The 21,889-nt window shown below is 24.3% G+C and carries 15 protein-coding genes; 12 read left to right on the forward strand and 3 right to left on the reverse strand.

Features of this window, described 5'->3' with window-relative positions; translation table 11 throughout:
* Nucleotides 1-144 precede the first annotated feature (144 nt).
* Both ACZ5EC_RS11075 and ACZ5EC_RS11080 read left to right on the forward strand, forming a co-directional pair.
* Nucleotides 145-1,323: an NAD(P)-dependent oxidoreductase gene (locus ACZ5EC_RS11075; RefSeq protein WP_464302542.1), complete on the forward strand. Its 1,179-nt coding sequence runs from the start codon at nucleotides 145-147 to the stop codon at nucleotides 1,321-1,323.
* Nucleotides 1,324-1,336: 13 nt separating this feature from the next.
* Complete coding sequence (locus ACZ5EC_RS11080; RefSeq protein WP_464302543.1) at nucleotides 1,337-1,939, forward strand: lysophospholipid acyltransferase family protein; 603 nt, start codon at nucleotides 1,337-1,339, stop codon at nucleotides 1,937-1,939.
* Nucleotides 1,940-1,949: 10 nt separating this feature from the next.
* Here ACZ5EC_RS11080 and ACZ5EC_RS11085 read toward each other — a convergent pair whose 3' ends face one another.
* Entirely contained in the window at nucleotides 1,950-3,005 is a 1,056-nt protein-coding gene (locus ACZ5EC_RS11085) for an NAD(P)H-dependent flavin oxidoreductase (RefSeq protein ID WP_464302544.1), read from the reverse strand.
* Between the two features lie 200 nt (nucleotides 3,006-3,205).
* On the opposite strand from ACZ5EC_RS11085, the gene ACZ5EC_RS11090 reads away from it, so the two are divergent.
* Entirely contained in the window at nucleotides 3,206-3,667 is a 462-nt protein-coding gene (locus tag ACZ5EC_RS11090; RefSeq protein WP_464302545.1) for a MaoC family dehydratase, read from the forward strand.
* Nucleotides 3,668-4,201: 534 nt separating this feature from the next.
* On the opposite strand, the gene ACZ5EC_RS11095 is transcribed toward ACZ5EC_RS11090, so the two are convergent.
* Together ACZ5EC_RS11095 and ACZ5EC_RS11100 are read right to left on the reverse strand one after the other, a co-directional pair.
* The gene (locus ACZ5EC_RS11095; RefSeq protein WP_464302546.1) at nucleotides 4,202-5,203 is read right to left on the reverse strand and encodes an Rpn family recombination-promoting nuclease/putative transposase; all 1,002 of its coding nucleotides are present in this window, start codon (nucleotides 5,201-5,203) and stop codon (nucleotides 4,202-4,204) included.
* Nucleotides 5,204-5,625: 422 nt separating this feature from the next.
* Nucleotides 5,626-6,843: an IS256 family transposase gene (locus ACZ5EC_RS11100; RefSeq protein ID WP_464302547.1), complete on the reverse strand. Its 1,218-nt coding sequence runs from the start codon at nucleotides 6,841-6,843 to the stop codon at nucleotides 5,626-5,628.
* Between the two features lie 378 nt (nucleotides 6,844-7,221).
* On the opposite strand from ACZ5EC_RS11100, the gene ACZ5EC_RS11105 reads away from it, so the two are divergent.
* The 9 genes from ACZ5EC_RS11105 (at nucleotide 7,222) to ACZ5EC_RS11145 (ending at nucleotide 21,878) form a co-directional block, all read left to right on the forward strand.
* Nucleotides 7,222-9,900, forward strand: coding sequence for a valine--tRNA ligase (locus tag ACZ5EC_RS11105; RefSeq protein WP_464302548.1), 2,679 nt, complete (start codon nucleotides 7,222-7,224; stop codon nucleotides 9,898-9,900).
* 191 nt (nucleotides 9,901-10,091) lie between these two features.
* Nucleotides 10,092-11,816 carry a proline--tRNA ligase gene (locus tag ACZ5EC_RS11110; protein WP_464302549.1) on the forward strand — a complete coding sequence of 575 codons (1,725 nt, stop codon included), beginning with the start codon at nucleotides 10,092-10,094 and terminating at the stop codon, nucleotides 11,814-11,816.
* A gap of 261 nt (nucleotides 11,817-12,077) precedes the next feature.
* Complete coding sequence (locus ACZ5EC_RS11115) at nucleotides 12,078-12,728, forward strand: class I SAM-dependent methyltransferase (protein ID WP_464302550.1); 651 nt, start codon at nucleotides 12,078-12,080, stop codon at nucleotides 12,726-12,728.
* 333 nt (nucleotides 12,729-13,061) lie between these two features.
* The gene (locus ACZ5EC_RS11120; RefSeq protein ID WP_464302551.1) at nucleotides 13,062-13,880 is read left to right on the forward strand and encodes a CPBP family glutamic-type intramembrane protease; all 819 of its coding nucleotides are present in this window, start codon (nucleotides 13,062-13,064) and stop codon (nucleotides 13,878-13,880) included.
* Nucleotides 13,881-14,060: 180 nt separating this feature from the next.
* Nucleotides 14,061-14,489 (forward strand): GIY-YIG nuclease family protein, encoded by a 429-nt coding sequence (locus ACZ5EC_RS11125; protein ID WP_464302552.1) that lies wholly within the window; start codon nucleotides 14,061-14,063, stop codon nucleotides 14,487-14,489.
* A 1,161-nt stretch (nucleotides 14,490-15,650) separates the two neighbouring features.
* Nucleotides 15,651-17,315 carry a hypothetical protein gene (locus ACZ5EC_RS11130; protein WP_464302553.1) on the forward strand — a complete coding sequence of 555 codons (1,665 nt, stop codon included), beginning with the start codon at nucleotides 15,651-15,653 and terminating at the stop codon, nucleotides 17,313-17,315.
* Between the two features lie 358 nt (nucleotides 17,316-17,673).
* Entirely contained in the window at nucleotides 17,674-18,732 is a 1,059-nt protein-coding gene (locus ACZ5EC_RS11135) for a hypothetical protein (RefSeq protein ID WP_464302554.1), read from the forward strand.
* A gap of 43 nt (nucleotides 18,733-18,775) precedes the next feature.
* Nucleotides 18,776-19,747 (forward strand): hypothetical protein, encoded by a 972-nt coding sequence (locus ACZ5EC_RS11140; protein ID WP_464302555.1) that lies wholly within the window; start codon nucleotides 18,776-18,778, stop codon nucleotides 19,745-19,747.
* A gap of 64 nt (nucleotides 19,748-19,811) precedes the next feature.
* Complete coding sequence (locus tag ACZ5EC_RS11145; RefSeq protein ID WP_464302556.1) at nucleotides 19,812-21,878, forward strand: hypothetical protein; 2,067 nt, start codon at nucleotides 19,812-19,814, stop codon at nucleotides 21,876-21,878.
* Nucleotides 21,879-21,889 lie beyond the last annotated feature (11 nt).

The following is a 21,889-nucleotide window of genomic DNA, read 5'->3' on the forward strand; positions in this document are numbered from 1 at the left end:
ATAAAAAATAAAATTAGAAATTAGAATAAATAATTTAATTAAAAATAGCTTTAAAACAAAATTATATTATAAAAAATAATGTTATTAAAAAAATAATATTATAAAATATATTATAAAATATAAGATATATAAGACATGTAATATATGAAAATAGCTCTTCTTGAAAGTTTGCCAGAAAAATTTATTCAAAAAAGCAAAACTTTAAATTATAATGTTTATGATTTAACTTCTTTTTTTAAATCTTATAAAACAATATATAATTATAAAAATTTAAGTCATAATGAAAAACTTCAAATCCTTTCATATATTAAAAAAGAGGTGCAAAAAGAATTTGAAAATAAGGATTTTTTTAAAAATATTGATGTAGTTATATTTAGAACTAAATTGATAATAGATAAAGAATTAATTGACCTTTTTGGAAGTGCAAAGTTATTTATAAGAAGTGGTTCCGGATTTGAAAATATAGATTTTAGATATTGTTTCAAAAAAAACATCCTGTTTCAAAATATTCCAGAAGCAAATGAAATTTCAGCTGCTGAGCATACAATTTCATTAATTTTAGCATCATTGAAAAAAATAATTTATTTTGACAATTCTATAAGGCTTGGTAAATGGAGAAACAATTATCCTTTTAATATAGAATTAAATGGGAAAAATGTTCTTTTAATTGGTTATGGAAGAGTTGGAAAAAGGGTAGCATCAATCTTATCTATACTTGGTGCAAATATTTATGTTTTTGATCCATATTATGATAAAACATTAGAAAATAGTATAGAAAATAATAATAGTAATAATAATCATACCAATAATGGTATTAGTAATAATAAAGAAAAAAGTAATACTGATTTTTATGTAAATAATAATAAAAATATTCATTTTTTAAAATATAAAAACATAAAAGAAATTGATTTTAATCTTAAATCAAGGATTGATTTAATATCTTTGCATGTTCCATTATGGGATGAAACAGATAAAATGATTGATAAAGAATTCCTTAAAGGATTTAATAAAAATCTGTTTATCATTAATACTGCAAGAGGTGAAGTTGTAAATTTAGATGATATTTATGATTTATTAAAAAATAATAAGCTTGGATTTTATTCATCTGATGTTTTTCCTGAGGAACCTTTATTTAAAGATAGAATTTTTACATTAAAAGAAAAAACTCTTTTTACCCCCCATATAGGAGCATATACAAATGAAGCAAAAGAAAAACTTGTTGACCTTACAATAGAAGCATTAAAACATTTTGAAAAAACAGGTAAATGCAAATATAATATAGATAGAAGGTTCTATTATTCAAAATATTATAGGGATCAATGAGTAGGAGATAAAAGTGAAAAAACCAGGTATAATATTTAAAATAGGGAAAATTATTGTTCCAATAATTTATAAAATATTATTTCGTTTAAAAATAAATAATAGGGAAAATATTTTAAAAGATGGCCCTTTTATTATAGCATCAAACCATTATTCCAATTGGGACCCTTTAATGGTAGGGGTAGCCTTTCTACCTGTTCCTATAAAGTATATGGCTAAAAAAGAATTGTTTAAAAACAAAATTATTGGTTCAATTTTACGAGATGGGGGTGGATTTCCTGTTGATAGAAACATTATGAGAGCTTCAACACTTAAAGAAGTAGAAGCAGTTTTTAATAGTAAAGGGGTAATTGCTATGTTCCCTCAGGGAACAAGAACAAAAAATAAAGATGCATCAAAAATTCGACCAAAAAAAGGGACAGCTTATTTATCGATAAAATATAAAATCCCGGTTATTCCAGTATTTATCGATTGGCCAGATACACCTTCAAAAGTATTTTTTAAAAGAAAAAAAGTTAATTTATATATTAAAGAAGCAATGTATCCACCAGAAGAGTTAAATGATGAAAATATTGAAAAATTTACAAAAGAGATTTATGAAAATATAATTGGAAAGTAAATACTTTATATCATTCAGTTAACTCTTTTATTAGTTCTTTTACAGTAACAATTTTGTTAACTTTATATGCATTAGCTCCAGCAAAAGCAAATCCATATGAAAAATTACCTTTTTGTGCATTTGCAAGAGCGGTAGCAATACAATAAGGTGATTCTTTAAAATTACATGTTTTTATACAGTGATAAGGACAGGAAAAAGGTTTTTTGATTCCTTTTTCTACATCTTGTAAAAAAGTATTCTCAATTGCTCTTCCAGGTAATCCAACTGGACTTTTAATAATCTTTATATCTTTAGCTTTGGATTCAATATATTTTTTCTTAAATTCTATATCTGCATCACACTCTTCTGTTGCAACAAATCGTGTACCCATTTGAACTCCAGCTGCACCTAAATCAATAAATTTTTTGATATCATTTTTAGAATAAATACCTCCAGCTGCAATAACTGGGATATTTTTTTTATATTTTTCAATAAATGGTTTAACAGATTCGATTACCTGTTTAACAAGGATTGGTAAGGAAAAAGAAGGGTCTTTTATCTGGTCTGGTTTAAATCCAAGATGTCCACCTGCAAGTGGTCCTTCAACAACAAATGCATCAGGTAAATAATTATATCTCTGTAACCACCTCATACAGATAATTTTTGCTGCCTTTGCAGAAGATACTATTGGTACAAGTTTTGTTTTAGCACCATCAATAAGATATTTTGGAAGATCTAATGGTAATCCTGCACCAGCAAAAATTATATCAGCTTTTTCTTTAATAGATGTAATAACCATATCTGCATAATTGGTTAAAGCAACCATTACATTGACACCAATTATACCTTTAGTAAGCTCTTTTGCTCTCCTGATTTCATTTTTTAAAGCTCTAATGTTTGCTTCTAAAAAATTAGTCATAATATCTTTTTCAAGAAATCCTATCATTGCAGCTGATATAACGCCAATTCCACCTTCATTTGCAACTGCTGAAGATAGTCCTGAAAGTGATATCCCAACTCCCATACCTCCCTGAATAATTGGAACTTTTGCAATTAAATTACCTATTTTAAGTTGTGGGAATTTCATGTTTGTGCTCCTAAAAAAAATTATATTTAATTTTAGTTTAACTAATATGTAAAATAATATATGTATTATTTTAATAGTCAATCAAAAATTGAATTTTCTAATGGTTTAATGATTTTTCAATATATTTTGAATAATTTTATTTCTGATTTTACTTGCATTTTTTATATTGAGATATTTACTTTTTCAACAAGGAGGAGAAAATGGAAAAACTGATTATATCAAATGCTGAAGATTTTGAAAAATATAAAAAAAAAGAGATTCACCCTTCTCCATATATGATAATTGATCAGGATAGAATTAATAATTTTGCTGATGCTACAAATGACCATCAGTGGATCCATTGTGATCCTGAGCGTGCTGCAAAGGAATCTCCATTTGGAAAAACAATTGCTCATGGATATCTTACTCTTTCATTAATTCCATATTTAATTACACAGGTTCTTGATGTAAGAAATTATAAACAGGCAATTAATTATGGTGTTCAAAATATAAAATTCATGGAACCAGTACCTGTTAATGGTAAAATAAGAATAAAAACTGAAATACATGATGTTAAACAAATAAGAGATTTAACAAAAGTTCAATTTAATGTAATAATTGAATTAGAAGGTTCTAAAAAACCAGCATTAAAGGGAGAATTAATCTATCTTTATAAATTTTAAGTTGAAGTTTTGTAATTCTCAAAGACTAAAGAGATAAAACTATAATGTAGCAGGTGCAGTTAATAATAAAATTTGAAATTGTTATATTTGATTAAACAAGTTAAATTTATATGTCTATCCTTATTATAATTTTTCGAGTGGATGTCAGTTGCTAAAGACTAAAGTGATATAAATATTTCGTGGCTAGTGCAGTTAATAATAAAAATTGAAATTATTGCATTTAATTAAATAAAATTAAGTTTGCTATCTATACTAATTGAAATTTTTTGAATGGATTACAGTTGCCAAAGGCTAAAAAGAATAACTTTTTTCCGTGGTTTGTGAAGTTAATAATAAAATTAGAAATTATTATATTTGATCAAATAATTAAAATTAATATGTCTATCCTTATTATAATTTTTCGAGTGGATGTCAGTTGCTAAAGACTAAAGAGATAATATTTTTTATTTTTTATTAATGTTTAAAAAGGTTAAACTAAAAGAATTACATAACTGACCTAATGAGAAAAATTTTAATAATGATAGAATCTATTCTTTATTTTTTAAATATCTCAATAATTTCAATTTTATTATTAACAAAAAGAATTTTTTCAATTCCCCTCTCAAGCTTATCTCTATCAAAACAATTTAATATAACTTGCTTTTCATCATTGGTTATTCCAAATTTTAATTCTATCTGTTTAATTAAAACCTGTTGTTTATCAAGTATTTGTCCTTTTAGTGTTCCTTCTTTTAATCCTTTTGTTTTCCCTTTTATTTCACCTTCTTTTATCAATGATTCTAAAATTGATGGCATCTTGCTCTCCTTCTCTTCAAGTTTTTTTATCACCATTTCTCTATCTTCACTTTTCAATATTGACAATATATATACATAAAATACATTTTTTATATCTCTATTCTCTATCTCTTTAGCTAATTCTTCAAGTATCCTGGATATTAATTTCATATCTTCTTCTGCTTTATATTTTAATACATCTAGGGCTAATTTCAAGTATCTATTATAATTCATCACTTTATAACTTAATTTATTCTTACTATCATTAAAAAATAAATATTTAAAATTTAATAAATAGTTTTTAAAATTATTTTTAATCTCTTTATCTATTTTAAAATTATTTATAAATTCTGTATCAATATCCCATTTACTTTTACCATGATAAAATACAACAGGTAATATTAAAGATAAATCTTTGTTATTTTGAAAATCATGTTCCCATTTAACCAACATATATCGTAATAGTTGAATAAAGATAGCATTATCTTTATAAGATTTATGTTCAAAAAGGAAGTATATGTTAATATTATGTTTGGAGTTAATTAGATTGGTTTCAAAAACAAGGTCAGCGAATCTATTTTTAAATTCTTTTGTAATGTAAGAAGAGTCAACAATTTTTAAGTTATTGATGTTAATATATTTTTTGATATTATCAGGTAAAATGATATTAATAAAGTCTTTAGCATTATTAATATTTTTAAAAACGATTTTAAAGAAAGTATCGTGTGGATGTTTAATAAAATTATGATATAGTTCTTTCATAAAATATATCTCCATTTATTATTCTTTTTAATTATTCCATTATATAATTTTTTTGTCTTTTATTATATATAGACAAGAAAATATTCAAAAAAGTTGCAGAAATGAAAAAATTTATTTCCGTGGTTGGTGCAGATAATAATAAAATTGAAATTGTTATATTTGATTTAATAAGCTTAATTTATATGTCTATCCTTATTATAATTTTTCGAGTGGATGTCAGTTGCCAAAGACTAAAAATATAAAAATAAATCGTGGTTAGTGAAGTTAATAATAAAAATTGAAATTATTATATTTAATTAAATAAATAAAAACAATATATATATCCTAATTAAAATGTCTCGAGGTTATGTCAATAAAAATGTGTAAATTAGTTATAATTCTAGAATTATAACTAATTTCGCCTCCCGATGAAAATATTGACATTAACCATAAATTTTTTTTAGCATTAAGTCAAGCTCATATTTTGCCTGACCAAACCCCCTTAATATTCTTTCTTCCCATCTATTTTCATAATCTTTTAATATTAAAAATAAAAGTTTCTCTGCTGATTCAACTGTTGGAAAACTATTCTTACCTTTTATTCTTTTCCTTACTTCTTCATTTAATCTCTCTATCCAGTTTGTCGTATAGATCTGTCTCCTTATACTTTCCGGAAATTCATAAAATGTTAACATATAATCCAATACTTCTTCTAAATCATTAACTAACTTCTTATACTTCCTTCCCCATTTTATTTTAAATTGTTCAAAATAAACTAGTGCTTCTTCCTTCCTATTTTGACTGTAAACCTTTTTAAAGTCTAATAATATTTCTCCTCTATCTCTTACCCTTACTCTTGTTGATATGTTCCTGCTTAAATGATATATACATCTTTGTATTTTTGATTTAGGGAAATTGTTGCTTATTACTTCTTCTATACCCCTTAAACCATCTGTTACAAACAACAATACCTTTTTTACTCCTCTTGCCTTTATATCTTCAAATATTTCATTGTAAAAACTTGCACTCTCTGTTGGATTTATGTAAAACCCTAATATCTCTCTTTTCCCTTTTACATTTACTCCTAATAAAAAATAGATTGCTTCTTTAGATACTGTATCCCTCCTTATGTTTACATGCATTGCATCTATAAATATTACATAATAACTTTCTTCTAATTTCCTGTTTTTAAATCCTTCTATATCTTTTTTTACTTTCTCTGTTATATTAGATATCGTTTCTTTACTGTACTTCATCCCATATATATCTTTTATATGTTCTGATATATCTTCTGTAGATAATCCTTTTGCATACAATTTTATTATTGTATCATCTATATTTTCAAGCCTTCTCTTATATCTTTCCAATATTGCAGGATAAAACCCATTCCTTGCTCTTGGTACTTCTAAGTTAATAATTTTTCCATGACTTGTGTCTAAATCTCTGTACCTTTTACCATTTCTGTAATTTTCTTTTTCTGTTTCTCTATCATATTTTTTATAACCTAAAACAGTATCTATTTCATTTACCATTAAACTTTCATATCCATATTTCAATATTGATAACATTAATTCTTTTGTTTTGTCAGGATTTTTAATAAAATCTTCTAAAACCCCTTGACTTTCTAAAAATTTAGCTAATTCTTTACCTAAATTGTTCATTTTTTTGCCTCCTGATGGTTTGTTTTTTTGTACATATTTTTTTCATCGGGAGGCAATATTTTTTATTTATTTGCTTTAAGCAAACTTATTCTCTCTTTTACACACTTTTATTTATAGCATGTTTCTCGACTGAATTACAGTTGCCAAAGGCAAAAAAGATAAAAATAATATATTTCCTTTAATGTTATAAAAGATTAATTTTAATGAATACATAACTGTACTAAGGAGAGAAATTTTAATTAGGATATAATTAATTCTTTATTTTTTTAATATCTCAATAATTTTAATTTTATTGTTAACAAAATATTAGTACTTGAAAAAAAATCAAAATTCCTTAATTTTACAAACAATCTAAAAATATGGGATAAGGATATAAATATGTCAAAAAAAACAGAAGAATTATCTAAAAGATATGAACCTGAAAAATTTGAATCTAAATGGTATAATTTTTGGGAGAAAAATAATCTTTTTAAAGTTGAAATAGATAATAAAAAAATCCCATATGCTATAATGATGCCACCACCTAATGTTACTGGTGTTTTACATATGGGGCATGCTTTACAGGATACTATACAGGATATATTGATTAGATACAAAAGGATGAAAGGTTTTAATGCTTTATGGCAACCTGGAAAAGATCATGCTGGTATTGCAACTCAAAATGTTGTTGAAAAAAAACTTCTTAAAAAAGGGATAAAAAGGGAAGATTTAGGAAGAGAAAAATTCTTAAAAGAAGTATGGAAACTTGTAGAAGAGCATAGAGATGTTATTTCAAAACAAAAAAGAAAACTCGGTGGTTCAGCAGATTGGTCAAGAGAAAAATTTACACTTGATCCAGATATGTATAAATCTGTTATGACTGCATTTGTTAATCTTTATAATAAGGGTTTAATATATAAAGGCAAGTATATTGTTAACTGGTGTCCAAGATGTCATACAGCACTTTCAAATGAGGAAGTTGTGAATAAAGATGAAGAAGGGAAACTCTGGTATATAAAATACAAATTTTCTGATGGTAGTAAGATAAAAATTGAAGGATTTGGTGAAATTGATGGAATAATCGTTGCTACTACAAGACCTGAAACAATGCTTGGAGATACAGCAGTTGCTGTTAATCCTGAAGATGAAAGGTATAAAAATATTATTGGTAAAAAGGTTATTTTACCAATAATGAATAAAGAGATTGAAATTATAGCAGATAGTTATGTTGATAAAAAATTTGGTACAGGTGCTGTTAAAATTACACCAGCTCATGATCCTAACGATTTTGAAGTTGGGAAAAGGCATAATTTAGAACAGGTTGTAGTAATTGATTCAAAAGGGAAAATGAATGAAAATACCCCTTCTAAATATCAAGGGTTAGATAGGTATGAAGCAAGGGAAATAATAATAAATGACCTTGAAAAAAATGGTCTACTTTTAAAAATAGAAAAACATCAACATTCTGTTGGTCATTGTTCTAGATGCGATACAACAATTGAACCATATTTATCAGACCAATGGTTTGTTAAAATGAAACCATTAGCAAAAAAAGCAATTGAAGTTGTAAAAGAAGATAAAATTAAAATATTTCCACCAAGATGGAAAAAAATGTATTTTGAATGGTTAGAAAATATCAGGGATTGGTGTATTTCAAGACAACTATGGTGGGGACACAGAATACCAGTTTATTATTGTAAAGATTGCGGAAAAGAGTTTGTTTCTGTTGATAAACCTGAAAAATGTCCTTATTGTGGTAGTTCGAATATTAAACAGGATGAAGATGTTCTAGACACCTGGTTTTCTTCCTGGTTATGGCCAATTTCAACATTAGGATGGCCTGAAGATACTGAAGAATTAAAATATTTTTACCCAACAGATGTTCTTGTTTCCGGTTATGACATTTTGTTTTTCTGGATTATTAGAATGGTGATAGCTGGTCTTGAATTTAAGGGAGAAATCCCATTTAAAAATATTTACCTTACGGGATTAATTAGAGACAAATATGGTAGAAAAATGTCAAAATCCCTTGGTAATGGTATTGACCCATTAGAAATGGTTGAAAAATATGGAGCTGATGCTGTTAGATTCACTCTTGCATATTTATCAACTGAAGGACAGGATATTAATTTAGATCCCGTTAAATTTGAAATGGGAAGAAATTTTGCCAATAAGATCTGGAATGTATTTAGATTTTCTTATCAATTTATTAAAGACATTGATCCTGAAATTATAAATTCTGATTTTGAAACCACAAATTTTGATATTGTTGATAAATGGATCCTAACAAAATTAATGAAACTTATAAAAACAATTGAAAATGATTTTGAAAGGTACAAATTTCAATATATATCATACAATTTATATCAATTTATCTGGCATGATTTTTGTGATTGGTATATTGAGCTTGCAAAAGTTACATTATTTAAAGGAAGTGAGAAAGAAAAGCTAAATAAGAAAAAAACTCTTTATTTTTTAATTATGAATATAATAAAAATGTTACATCCTTTTATGCCATTTTTAACTGAAGAAATTTATCAGACGCTTAATCACAAAAAATCTTCTATAGTTATTGAGGATTATCCTGAATATAATGAAAAACTTATTTTTGAAAATGTTTTTAATGATTTTCAGTCAATTCAGGAAATTATAACTGGAATTAGAAATTTAAAATCAGAATTAAATATTTTAAATAGGAAAGATATTGATGTTTATATTAAAATGGAACAAAATAGTAAAATTTTAGATGAATTTAAAGAACAAATCAAAATTTTAGCAGGAATTAAAGATATTATTCCAGTAAAAGAAAGCCCGAGTAAAAAATTTGCAACAAAAGTTACAAAAATAGCTGAAATATATATTATTGTTGAAGGTATTGTTGATTTAGAGGAAGAGAAAAAGAGAATTGAAAAACAACTAAAGAAACTTGAAGGAGAACTTGAAAAAGTTAATAAAAAGCTATCAAATAAACAATTTTTGGAGAAGGCTAAAAAAGAGGCAATAGAAAAGCAAAAAGAAAGAAAAAATGAACTTGAATTAAAAATAAATAAATTAAAAGAAAAAATAGAAAAACTTTAATTTTAAATTAAATATTAATTTAAATTTAATTTAAATGAATATTAATATAAATTAATATTGTTATTGATTAGGTTATTAAACTATAATTCCAATTATTTTAATTGTTTTTTTTCTTTAGTTTATCCATTAATAGTAAGTTTTTTAATAATAGTTTAATATTTGAATATTAATTTTAGGTTTGGAGGAAATATATGAAATTATCAAAATTATTTGGAAATAGATTAAGAGAAGATCCTAAAGATGCACAGCTTATCTCACATAAGTTGATGTTAAGAGGTGGATTTATAAGACAGAATGCAGCTGGAATTTTTTCCTATATGCCTTTAGGTTATAAGGTAATGCAAAAAATTACTCAAATAATCAGGGAAGAGATGGATGCTATAGATGGCCAGGAGATGCTAATGCCATATGTTAATCCTAAAGAGATGTGGGAACAAACAGGACGATATCAAACAATTGGTGATGAATTATTAAGATTTAAAGATAGAAATGACCATGATTATGTTCTTGCTATGACTCATGAAGAATCAGTTGCCTTTTTAGCTAAATCTGAACTTTTTTCATATAAGCAATTCCCTTTTATGGTTTATCAATTCCAATTGAAATTTAGGGATGAACCAAGAGCAAGAGGTGGTTTGATAAGAGTTAGAGAATTCACAATGAAAGATGCTTATTCATTTCATCTCAATTGGGAAGATCTTGATAAATACTATTATAAGGTTTTTAATGCATATAATAATGTTTTTAAAAGGGTTGGTTTAAAAAAATTTATTGATGTTAAATCCGATACCGGGATGATGGGAGGACGAATTGCACATGAATTTATGCTTGTTACAGAATCTGGAGAGGATACTCTGATTTTATGCAAATCATGTGGATATAGAGCCAATAGAGAAGTAGCAACCTCAAATCTTGATCAATATCTGGAAGAGGAAAAACCTTTAGAATTAATTGAAACACCTGGAAAGAAAACCATAGAAGAAGTTGCAGAATTTTTAAATGTACCATTATACAAGACTGGTAAAGCTGTTTTTTATGCTGATGATAATGACAACATTATTTTTGTATTGATAAGAGGAGATAAACAGGTAAATGAGACAAAACTTAAAAACTATTTAAAAACAAAATATTTAAGGTTTGCAGAGGATGAAGAGATTAAAAAAATTGGTGCAGTAGCAGGTTATGCATCTCCACTTTCAATTAATGATAATGATAAATTAAGAATTATAGTTGATACTTCTATTTTAACTTCTAACAACCTTGTAGTTGGTGCAAATAAAGAAAATTATCATTATAAAAATTTTAATTTTAAAAGGGATTTAAATAAAGGTGAGGTTGTTGAAATTTATCAAGTTGAACAGGGAGAAAAATGTCCAAAATGTGGAAAACCTTTAAAAGTAACAAGAGGTATTGAAATTGGTAATATTTTTCAACTTGGAGATAAGTATACTAAAGCTTATAATATCCAGGTATTAGATGAGAATGGTAAAAAGATTACACCTTTAATGTGTTCATACGGAATAGGTGTTGGAAGGCTTGCAGCAGCAATAATTGAAGAATCTCATGATAAATTTGGTATGATATGGCCAAAATCTGTTGCACCAATGGATATTCATATCTTACCTTTAACTAAAAAAGAAGAAGTTTTTAAATTTGCTTTTGACCTATATGATGAATTAAGAAAAGAAGGATTTGATTGCATAATTGATGATAGAAAAGAATCACCTGGGGTAAAATTCAATGATGCTGATCTTATTGGCATTCCTTTACAGGTAATAATTTCTGATAAAACTTATAAAGAGGGTGAGATAGAAATAAAAATAAGAAAAACAGGTGAAAGAAAAAGGATTAAAATACATGAATATACCTATGAAATGGTAGAAAAAATAAAAAATATATATGCTACAATAGATTAAAAAAAATTTAGAAATTAAAGAATATTTTTATAATCTAAATAAAATATATTTAATAAAAAATAAAACAAAATATATTTAATTTAATAAAAAATAAATATTAAAAAAAAGATAGAGGAATAAAACAATAGTAAATTGTTGATAAAAATTCCTCTATCTTTTTTATTTTTTCAAAAAGTGTTTTAAAATAAACTTAGAAATTTAATATGTTTGAAAGAAAAAACAAGATAAAGTAAGAAATATATTACTTTTTGGAGGGGGTTTATGGTTAAATCAAAAGAATGGAATTGGAAGATTGTGAATGAGAATTGTTGGAGTGAACCTTCTGAAGATGTTTATTACTATCTTGCTAGATGGAAGAAAAAAGATTTTAAAAAATTTTTAGATTTAGGGTGCGGTATTGGAAGGCATTCAATATTATTTGCAGAAAATGGATTTGATACTTATAGTTTGGATTTATCACAAGATGGAATTAATTTTCTGAATAAAAAAACTAAAGAATTAGGACTTAATATAAAAACTGTTGTAGGAGATATTAATAAACTACCTTATAAAAATAATACTTTTGATTGTATATTAGCTTATCATGTAATTTCACATACAGATACAGAAGGAATCAAAATTATTATTAGTGAAATTAAAAGAGTATTAAAAAAAGGAGGTGAATTTTTTGTTACACTATGTTCTAAGAATAGTCCATCATACAAAAATAAAAATTATCCAAAAATTGATGAAAACACCATTGTTAAAACTGAAGAACCAGAAAAAGGGGTACCACATTTTTATTTTGATTTAAATAGTGTAAAAGAATTGTTTAAAGAGTTTGATATTATAAGGTTACGTCATATAGAAGATATATTTGACAATAAAAGTAGCTGGCATTATTTTCTTCATGGTAGAAATAAAGAATGTTGATATTTTTTTTACAAATAGCTTTTTTTCAAAAGTAAAGTTCTTGTTCATAAAATTTAAAACTATTTTGAGTATATTATATTCATGAAACAAAAATTGTTAGTATATTAGATTTTGAAAAAGAAATGAGTTGTTTTTATTGAACAAGATATTTATAAATTGATTAAGAATTGAAAATGGTGCATTCTTTCTTTTACTTAATAATTCAAATAAAAGTACATTTATATATTTTATTTTAAATTAGAACATTATTTATAATATATTGGAATTTAAAAAAAATTAGATTAGAAATTAAAATTAGTATGAAAAAAAATTAACTTGTAACAGGGAATAATTATGAAATTAGGAAAAAAAGAGTCTTTGATTGTAAAGTTTTTTGGATTGACTTTTTTAATTACATGGATTCCATGGTTTATAGCAGTTATTAGCAAACAAAAACAAGGAGATTTTTTAGTAAATTTATTTATTGCTCTTGGTGGTATTGGACCAACTGTAGCTGCATTAATAATGTTATACAAAAATAATGAGCTTAATGATTTAAAAAAGGATTACTGGAAAAGAGTATTAAATTTTAAAGCTATTAAAATAAAGTATTATTTAATAATATTTTTTCTTCCCCCTGTAGTTTATATTTTATCAATTATGGTAACATCAATTTTTGAAAGTAGAAATTATCAATTTATTGGTTTCTCCAATAGTTCAAACTCTATATCTGGTATAATTTCTTTTATAATTTTCACTTTGATATTTGGACCTATTCCAGAAGAATTAGGATGGAGAGGAATAGGATTAGATTTATTAACTACTAAATTTAACAGATTAAAAGCAAGTTTAATTTTAGCTTTTATATGGGCTTTATGGCATATCCCTTTATTTTTTATCAATGGTACATACCAAAATACTAAAGTTTTTTATTCATTTGGAACATTTATATATGTAGGTGGATTATTTTGCAATACTTTTATTCTAACCTGGTTGTATTATAAAACTAATAAAAGGATTCTTGCTGCAATTCTATATCATTTTATGATAAATTATACTGGGTTGATTTTAAACATAAGTGAATTTTCTCAATTATTTTCCCTGTTTTTATTATCAATAATTATTATAGTTTCAATTAAAAAAGAAAAAAATTTCTGGTTGGAAATAAATTAGCTAATGTTATATATAAAATTGTTGTATATTGGTTTAGTAGAAATGCATGTGTTTTTTTTAAGTAATATTTTAAAAATTAGAACAAAAAATTATTGATTATAAAGACATTAAAGTTATAAAAGAAAATTATAATATAAAAAAATAATTAAATAGTTTAAATAATTAATTATGGGGATTGATATGTTTGAGAAAACTAAAAAATTATTCAATGATGTTTTAAAATATTCAGAAAAACTAGTAAAATCGAAAAAACATGATCCTAAACTTGTCGATAAAAATGTTGTTCCCAAAAAAATAGGTGTATATTTATGGAGATCAAAAATAAATGATGAAATTTTATATGTTGGTAGAGCATTTGGGGAAAAAGGTCTATATCAAAGAATTATAAAGCAACATTTGGCAATTAATTATACAAAAAGTGTATTTAGAAAAAGGCTTGCTGAAGAACAAAATCTTAATTTAAGAGAGGAATCTGCAGATTTCATTAAAAACAATTTTGTTTTTTCTTTTATATCATTTGAAGAAAAAGATAAAAAATTAGCTTCTTTAATGGAAATTTTATTAATACTTGAGTATTCACCAAAATATAATAAAGAATGGAAATATTAAATGATTGGATTCTACCGAGTTATGAAATTAAATATTAAATTAATTCTAATTTCCTATTATTGGAGCTGGAAAGTGGGGTGTAGAACTTACAAAACAGCTTTTAGCATTTAGTAGAAAACAATATCTTGATCCAAATATAATTGATCTTAATATATTTATAAATAATATTATTAAAATGTTAAAAAAAATTATAAGTAAAAATATCAAATTGGAACTTTTCTAAGATAATAAATTAACAAATACCAAAGTAGTTCTAAATAAAATGGAACAGGTTATCATTAACCTTGTGTAAATAGTTGTGATGCAATACCTAATAGTGGCAAGATAATTATAAAAACATATAATGTTGAAATTAATGAAACTAATATTCATCGACATTTGGGTATTAAACCAGGAAAATATTTAATGCTTTCTATAATTGATAAAGACATTAAGATAACTAAAGAAATTTAATCGAAAATTTTTGAATCTTATTTTACAACTAAAGAAAAAAAAGATACTTTTTGAATATCTTAAAAAGATTCAACCCACCATAAGATTATTTATATGTCGGATTATACAAATAATATAATAAAACACAATAAAACAATTAATCCAATCTTACATTTAGTTTAAAAACCATTTAATCTAGATGAAATTTCTTAAAAAATCTGGTTAATTATAAATTAGAGAAAAAATTATAATCAATATTCGATTATAGAAAATTATTAATAGGTGAAAAAATAAAAAAATCATGTTTAATTTAGAAACAAAATTCAACATTGAATTGAAAACAAAAAGTAAAATTTAAAATGAGAAAAATTATTATATCTTTTTTATTTTTTTTAAAGTATATTCCAAAAAATGTTGTATGATTGATAAATTGAATATATACATCAAATTTAGGTAAAGGTATAAAGACATTGTCAGTTTATTTATAAAATGTAACATATTTTAGTATTTAACCCTAATTTGATAAATTAAAAATGATAAAAACACAAAAAAGATTATGATAAAATCTAAATTGTCAAAAAAATAAAAAAAATAATTGAAATTTAGTGTAATTGTATTAATAATAATTAATAAACAAACAAAGTTGTTTATAAAATACTGTAATTTAAGTCTTGTGTTCAAACATTGTTTTTTTATATTAATATTAATTTTTTGAATTTGGGGGATAATATGGATAAGAAAAAATTATTTTATTTAGTTGTCTTATTTATTTTCCTTATACCTATTTTATCAGGATGTACTATTTTAAGTAGAATCTTTGGAACAGGCAGTAATGATAATTATTCGGGTTATCGTATTGAAGGCACAGTGTATTATAATGGAAGTGTTGAACCTGGATATGAAATGCATTTTTATGTTTATATTGATCCTTATGATGTAAATCCTTCTCCTGAAGATAATATGAGATATGATTTTTCCACTAATAGAACAATGGATTTTAGTTTTGATTTTGAGCAATCAGAATTGAACCCTTTTGCTTTATTGGTTTATATTGATGTAAATGGTAATGAAGTGTTAGATAGTGGTGATTATTATGCTTACTTTGATCCTGCAACTGGTGGTCCTACAGATATTCCTGTACAAATCAAGTTTGAGACTGAAGGAAAAATTGTTGTTAATTTTACTTTTGGTGATGATTTTATCTGGAATGGTGTAGGCTGGAATCCTAAAAATTATAATGGTTATGATTATGAATATATGCTTCTTTCAAATCCAGATGTTAGTTATTTTCAAGGAAAGATTACAGATGTTGCAACTGATGGTAGTTTTTTATATATGGCTGGTTTTTATGTTACAGCACAATATCAACACAGGTGTTTTATTTACAAAGTTAGTCCAAACAATGGCTCTATTATAGCTAAATACGAGACTGATGTATTTAATGATGATGGAATGGATCCTTCAACTATTATTGCTCCAGTGCTTGTAGAATATGAAAGTGGCTATGTTTATATGGCTTTTACTGACCTTTACGATAATGTTAGTTATTTGTTCAGATTAGATGATAATTTAAATATGGTTGATAATTTAAATAGTAAGGTATATCCAGATTATGAAATAAGAGATATGGTTGTTGATCCAGCTGGAGAACCGGATATTTATTTAACAGGAGTTTACAATAATTCAGGTGATAATGATATATTTGTTGAAAGAGCACCAGTAACTTCAGCTGAACAAATTCATATAGAAACAAATGCTGGAGATGATGCTGGAAATGGAATAATATTGTATAATGGTTATATTTATGTTGCTTCTTTATTTGATGCATATAATGATGGTAATAATTATGCAACTATTTTTCAATTTGATAAAGCTGGATTGTCAGATTTGAACAAAATTGAAGTAAGTAATTTGGCACAGGGATTGGGTTTATGCTATAATGATTATTATGGTAATTTCTATATGACAGGTTATCAAAAAGCACAAGGAAATAATAGATATACTTTGGTTTCAAAAATATATACAGATTTATCAAATTATGATAATAACTTATCATTTGATGAATCTTCAGAACCTCCTACAGATATAAATGATGAAAGTGGGACTTTTATATATTATGACCCTGATAATCATAATATGGTTATACCCGGTTATCAGTTAAGAACACAGAGCTGGGATATTGATCAAAAAGGGTCTTTGACAGTTCTTGATACTACAGGGGCCAGAAAAACAATTATATTTTCAGATTCTGAATTAGATAGTAATTATGATGCATCTTTATTATCAAGGGTTGTTGCTGTTGGAGATTATTATTATGCAGTAGGTTATACATTAAAAAATATTGATGGAACTAATTATGATTACAGACCATTGATTGTAAGAATGAAAAGATAAATAATAAAGTAAAGTTACAGATTATGATAAAAAGATATTGATAATTGATAATAATATAGTTAAACGATAATAAAATTATAGAAACAAAAAGTTATTAAAAATTAATTTTTTTAATTATTTAAAGATTTAAGTATCATAATGACTACTAACAAATAGTAGAAGCTGAAAAAAGGGATGAGCAATCATCCCTTTTTTTATTATTTGGTTAATTGTTGAGTAAAAAAATTAAATAATAAAAATTAAGTTTTTAATTAGTTTGCAATAAATTGTTTTATAAAAACAAATAAAATTTGTAAAAAATAGTTGACATAATATTTTTTTTAGGATAAATAATTCGCAAAAAACAGGAAGCTAAATTATGAGTGTATTAAAGAAAAATATATTTATACTTTTAATAATATTTTCTCTTTTTATAGTTTACAGTTGTACTCCATCATTTCCTTATAATGGCACTTATCAAAATGCTTATTCTTTAGATAATAATGTTTATTATGAAGATAATATATATGCTGGAGAAACAAAATGGTATTATTTTTATGCACAGGCTGATACTTTATACACGATAAATTGGGATGATTTATATGATGGTTCAGGTAGCTATACATGTGATATAATAGTTTCTGTGTATGATTCTAATATGAATATATTATATTCTGATGTAGATTCTGGATATTATTCTGGAATACCAATTTCAGTCTCTGAAAGTCAAAAAATTTATATATTAGTTGAAGGATATAATTATGGGAGTTACGCGATAAGATATAAATCTAATAATGCTTATTCTTTAGAAGATAATGTTTATTATGAAGATAGTATATCTGCTGGAGGAACAAAATGGTATTATTTTTATGCACAGGCTGATACTTTATACACGATAAATTGGGATGATTTATATGATGGTTCAGGTAGCTATACATGTGATATAGAAGTTTCTGTATATGATTCTAATAGGAATATATTATATTCTAATGTAAATTCTGGATATTATTCTGGAATACCAATTTCAGTCTCTGAAAGTCAAAAAATTTATATATCAGTTAAAGGATATTCATCTGATGACTCTGGTACTTATGCGATAAGATATAAATCTAATAATACTTATCATTTAGAGGATAATGTTTATTATGAAGATAATATATCTGCTGGAGAAACAAAATGGTATTATTTTTATGCACAGGCTGGTTCTTCTTACACGATAAATTGGGATGATTCATATGAGGGTTCAGGTAGCTATACATGTGATATAAAAGTTTCTGTATATGATTCTAATATGAATATATTATGGCATGATGTAGGTTCTGGATATTATTCTGGAATAACAATTTCAGTTTCTGAAAGTCAAAAAATTTATATATTAGTTAAAGGATATTTATCTTATGAGTCTGGAACTTATGCGATAAGATATAAATCTAATTAGTTAAAATTAGCTTAATAAATAAAATAGATATAATGGAGGTAAAATGTATAAGAAAAATAATAAATTATTGAAAAAAATTATTTTATCAATTCTTCTTTTATTTATTTTAGCAATATTTTTAATAAATGTTTCCTGTATTGTCCCGGAAAGCTATATAAACAAAGTTAATTTAAACTTTAATACTTACTTTGGTTTTTTATATTTTTGTGGAATAAAAAATGTTAATCAAAAAATTGGCTTTCAACTAGTTTTTAAAAATAATGTAACTAATGAGAAGAAAGTATGGGATTTTAATTTAATAGGGAAAAAGAATTTTTATTATTTCCCCATAAAGCCAGGGGAATATACACTGGCTTATAAATTTAAAAATGAAAAAAAGTATGGGGGGGAGCATACAGTTATTGTTAGAGAAAATTTTTTAAATCTGGATATAGTAGTTCTTTATTCAAAAATTAAAAATAATTATATATCTGTATCTGCTAAACCTATTGAGAGAAAGAATTTTAAAAATATCAAAAATTTTGATAAAGAAATTAAACCTTTTTTATCTTTAGGAATTAATATTACTGATGAAGAAGTTAATTTAAATTCATTATTTCCTCTGGATAATAGTGTTAATTTAATTTTGCATTATGATGATAGCATTGGATATTTTGATTTTAATGGTAAAAAAGTTTTTAATAATGGAAAAATTATTTTACCTTTTTCTTCAGAAACAGTATTTCCTTTTCAGGTTAAAGGAAAATTTGTAATAAATAGAGAATTCAGATTATCAAATAAACTTGTTATAAGAGAAATACCATTTGTCCTTAGCATATATGGAAAATATTATGCAAATTTAATTGCAATTTCAAAAGCAGGTATTATTAAAAATTTAAATATTTCTATAATAAACAAAGAATCAATAATAAACTATTCTAAATATAAAAAAAATTCAGAAATGAAACAAACTATGTATGGTATTTTTAAAAAAGAGCTATTGCCATATATCAGTATACAATTTTATTATGAATAATTTTTGTTATCTTAAATTTTAAAATAAGTTAAATATACAAAAATTATAAAAAAAGAGGTACATTGTGAGAAGGAAAATTAATAAAATTTATCTATTTTTTATTATAATTTTTATCCCAGTTTTTTTATCAGCTGGCAATAATAACGAGAAGCAAAATTCTAAAAAATCAAATAATATAAAAAGCATTGCAATAATTATTGATATTGATAAGTTTTGCGACCAATCAATTCCAGATATCCGTTTTCATGAAAAAAAAGCTTTAGAGTTGTTTGAAACATTAAAGTTGAATAAAGAAATAGATGAGGTCAAATTATTTTCTACATTTTTTAATAAAGATTCTAAAAATTATCCAGATAAAAGTAATTTAATTTCATATTTTGAGAATTTAAAAAATATAATACAAAAAGATACCAATATTTTAATTTATTGTTCCACTTATTCTTATAAATATCAAAATAAAATCTATTTATTAACTGCTGATACTAACCTAAAAAATATATCTGATACAGCAATTGAGTTAAACAAGTTTATAAATTTTATAGATGAACTAAAAACTGAAACAAAGATTGTATTTTTTAATATTGGGAAAAGAATATCTGATAGGATTAATATAATTAATAATTCTTTAATGGAAAAAGATTATTTTAAAGGATTGGATATCAATTTTCCAGTAATCACATCATCAATGATTGATGAATATTGTTATTTTGATTGGGGAAGCAAATCAGATATATTCATTTCATCATTAGTTCAAATATTTTCAAATTTAGAATCTTTTAAGATAAAAAATAAAAAATATACTTTGAAAATTATCATTTCAAAAATAAGGCAAATGATGCAATCCTGGCTTGGAGAAAATTCAGTTAAACAAACTCCAATTTTATATTATTCAAAAGGGGATGAATCCAGATTTTATAATTTTTTGTCAAATATAATTAATAAGGTAGATTATAATTTAGTTAAAAATAATGTAAATAAGCTTTACAAAGAAAGAGATAAAAATATTGGAGGAAAAAATAAATTATCATCTATAAAAAAAGTTGTATCATCATATATAAAAGGTATTTATAATTTAGATAGAATTGATGGAGTGATAGTTCAATTTAAAAGTAAAGAAGAAAATGATTTTAAATTTAAAGAATATAGAAAAGTTAAGGAAGGAAACCATAACTATCTTGAAGTTTATACCTATAATAAAAATTTTAAAATTACTGAGATTGAAAGATATAACTTTGCTGATAGTTTAAAATTAATAAGTAAAATTCTATATGATGAGAAAACAAGAAAAAAAATAAATATAAAAATTTTAAAAAATATTTTATTTAAAGCAAATGTGAAACCCAATGATTCTTTTGACCTTGTGTATCAATATTCTATAAATAAAATTAATTATAAAGTTATTGAAAAATATACTTTTGTTAAAGAAGGTGAATTAAATATAAATAATTACTATTTTGATAAAGGGTATATATTCAAAGTTAATAAAAAAGTAATATCAAAAGATGGTGAAAAAACAAAAGAAATAGAAGAAAGCTATTATACATATTTTATTGATGATATTGGTGTTGTTAAATTTGGAAGTGGTAAAAATACTTATGAATTATTTGATTTAGTTAAAAATGAAGATTTTAAAAAACAGCTAAAGATTGCGAAAATAAAAAATGATGCAAAAAAAAGTTCATTTTTGTATTTTTATCTTAATAATAAGGGAACAACAGGTTATTGTACAGATTTTGATTTAAATATTTCAAAAGGAAAATGGTTATCATTAAGTTTTGAATATGTTCCTTTAAATGAAATTAACTTTTATCTACCTTATGATTTTTATTTCCTTGAATTTAAATATAAAAATGATCTATTTGATATGTATCTATTTGGTGTAACAAATGTTTCTTTATTTTCTGGTATCGGAATGATGAATTCTTATCAAAATATATTAAATAAAGATTATTTTAATTTTTATTTCTATTTTGCTGGAGGGTTGGAGTTTAAAACTTATGTATTATATAAATATACAAATTTTGTAATAAATTACGGGATAAATTTTTATTTAAGTATGACTGAAGGAATGGATTCAAAAAATCTAACTTATGGTATGGGGTATTATTTAGGAATAGGATATTATTTTTAAAAAAAAAAAAG

The sequence above is a fragment of the Exilispira thermophila genome, assembly GCF_055389015.1.

What these genes read in the sequence shown, in the direction of transcription:
- ACZ5EC_RS11100 (WP_464302547.1), bottom strand. Translation starts at nt 6,843, where the DNA reads ATGAACAATTTAGGTAAAGAATTAGCTAAATTTTTAGAAAGTCAAGGG.
- ACZ5EC_RS11130 (WP_464302553.1), top strand. Translation starts at nt 15,651, where the DNA reads ATGGATAAGAAAAAATTATTTTATTTAGTTGTCTTATTTATTTTCCTT.
- ACZ5EC_RS11090 (WP_464302545.1), top strand. Translation starts at nt 3,206, where the DNA reads ATGGAAAAACTGATTATATCAAATGCTGAAGATTTTGAAAAATATAAA.
- ACZ5EC_RS11125 (WP_464302552.1), top strand. Translation starts at nt 14,061, where the DNA reads ATGTTTGAGAAAACTAAAAAATTATTCAATGATGTTTTAAAATATTCA.
- ACZ5EC_RS11135 (WP_464302554.1), top strand. Translation starts at nt 17,674, where the DNA reads ATGAGTGTATTAAAGAAAAATATATTTATACTTTTAATAATATTTTCT.
- ACZ5EC_RS11110 (WP_464302549.1), top strand. Translation starts at nt 10,092, where the DNA reads ATGAAATTATCAAAATTATTTGGAAATAGATTAAGAGAAGATCCTAAA.
- ACZ5EC_RS11120 (WP_464302551.1), top strand. Translation starts at nt 13,062, where the DNA reads ATGAAATTAGGAAAAAAAGAGTCTTTGATTGTAAAGTTTTTTGGATTG.
- ACZ5EC_RS11085 (WP_464302544.1), bottom strand. Translation starts at nt 3,005, where the DNA reads ATGAAATTCCCACAACTTAAAATAGGTAATTTAATTGCAAAAGTTCCA.
- ACZ5EC_RS11095 (WP_464302546.1), bottom strand. Translation starts at nt 5,203, where the DNA reads ATGAAAGAACTATATCATAATTTTATTAAACATCCACACGATACTTTC.
- ACZ5EC_RS11105 (WP_464302548.1), top strand. Translation starts at nt 7,222, where the DNA reads ATGTCAAAAAAAACAGAAGAATTATCTAAAAGATATGAACCTGAAAAA.
- ACZ5EC_RS11140 (WP_464302555.1), top strand. Translation starts at nt 18,776, where the DNA reads ATGTATAAGAAAAATAATAAATTATTGAAAAAAATTATTTTATCAATT.
- ACZ5EC_RS11115 (WP_464302550.1), top strand. Translation starts at nt 12,078, where the DNA reads ATGGTTAAATCAAAAGAATGGAATTGGAAGATTGTGAATGAGAATTGT.
- ACZ5EC_RS11075 (WP_464302542.1), top strand. Translation starts at nt 145, where the DNA reads ATGAAAATAGCTCTTCTTGAAAGTTTGCCAGAAAAATTTATTCAAAAA.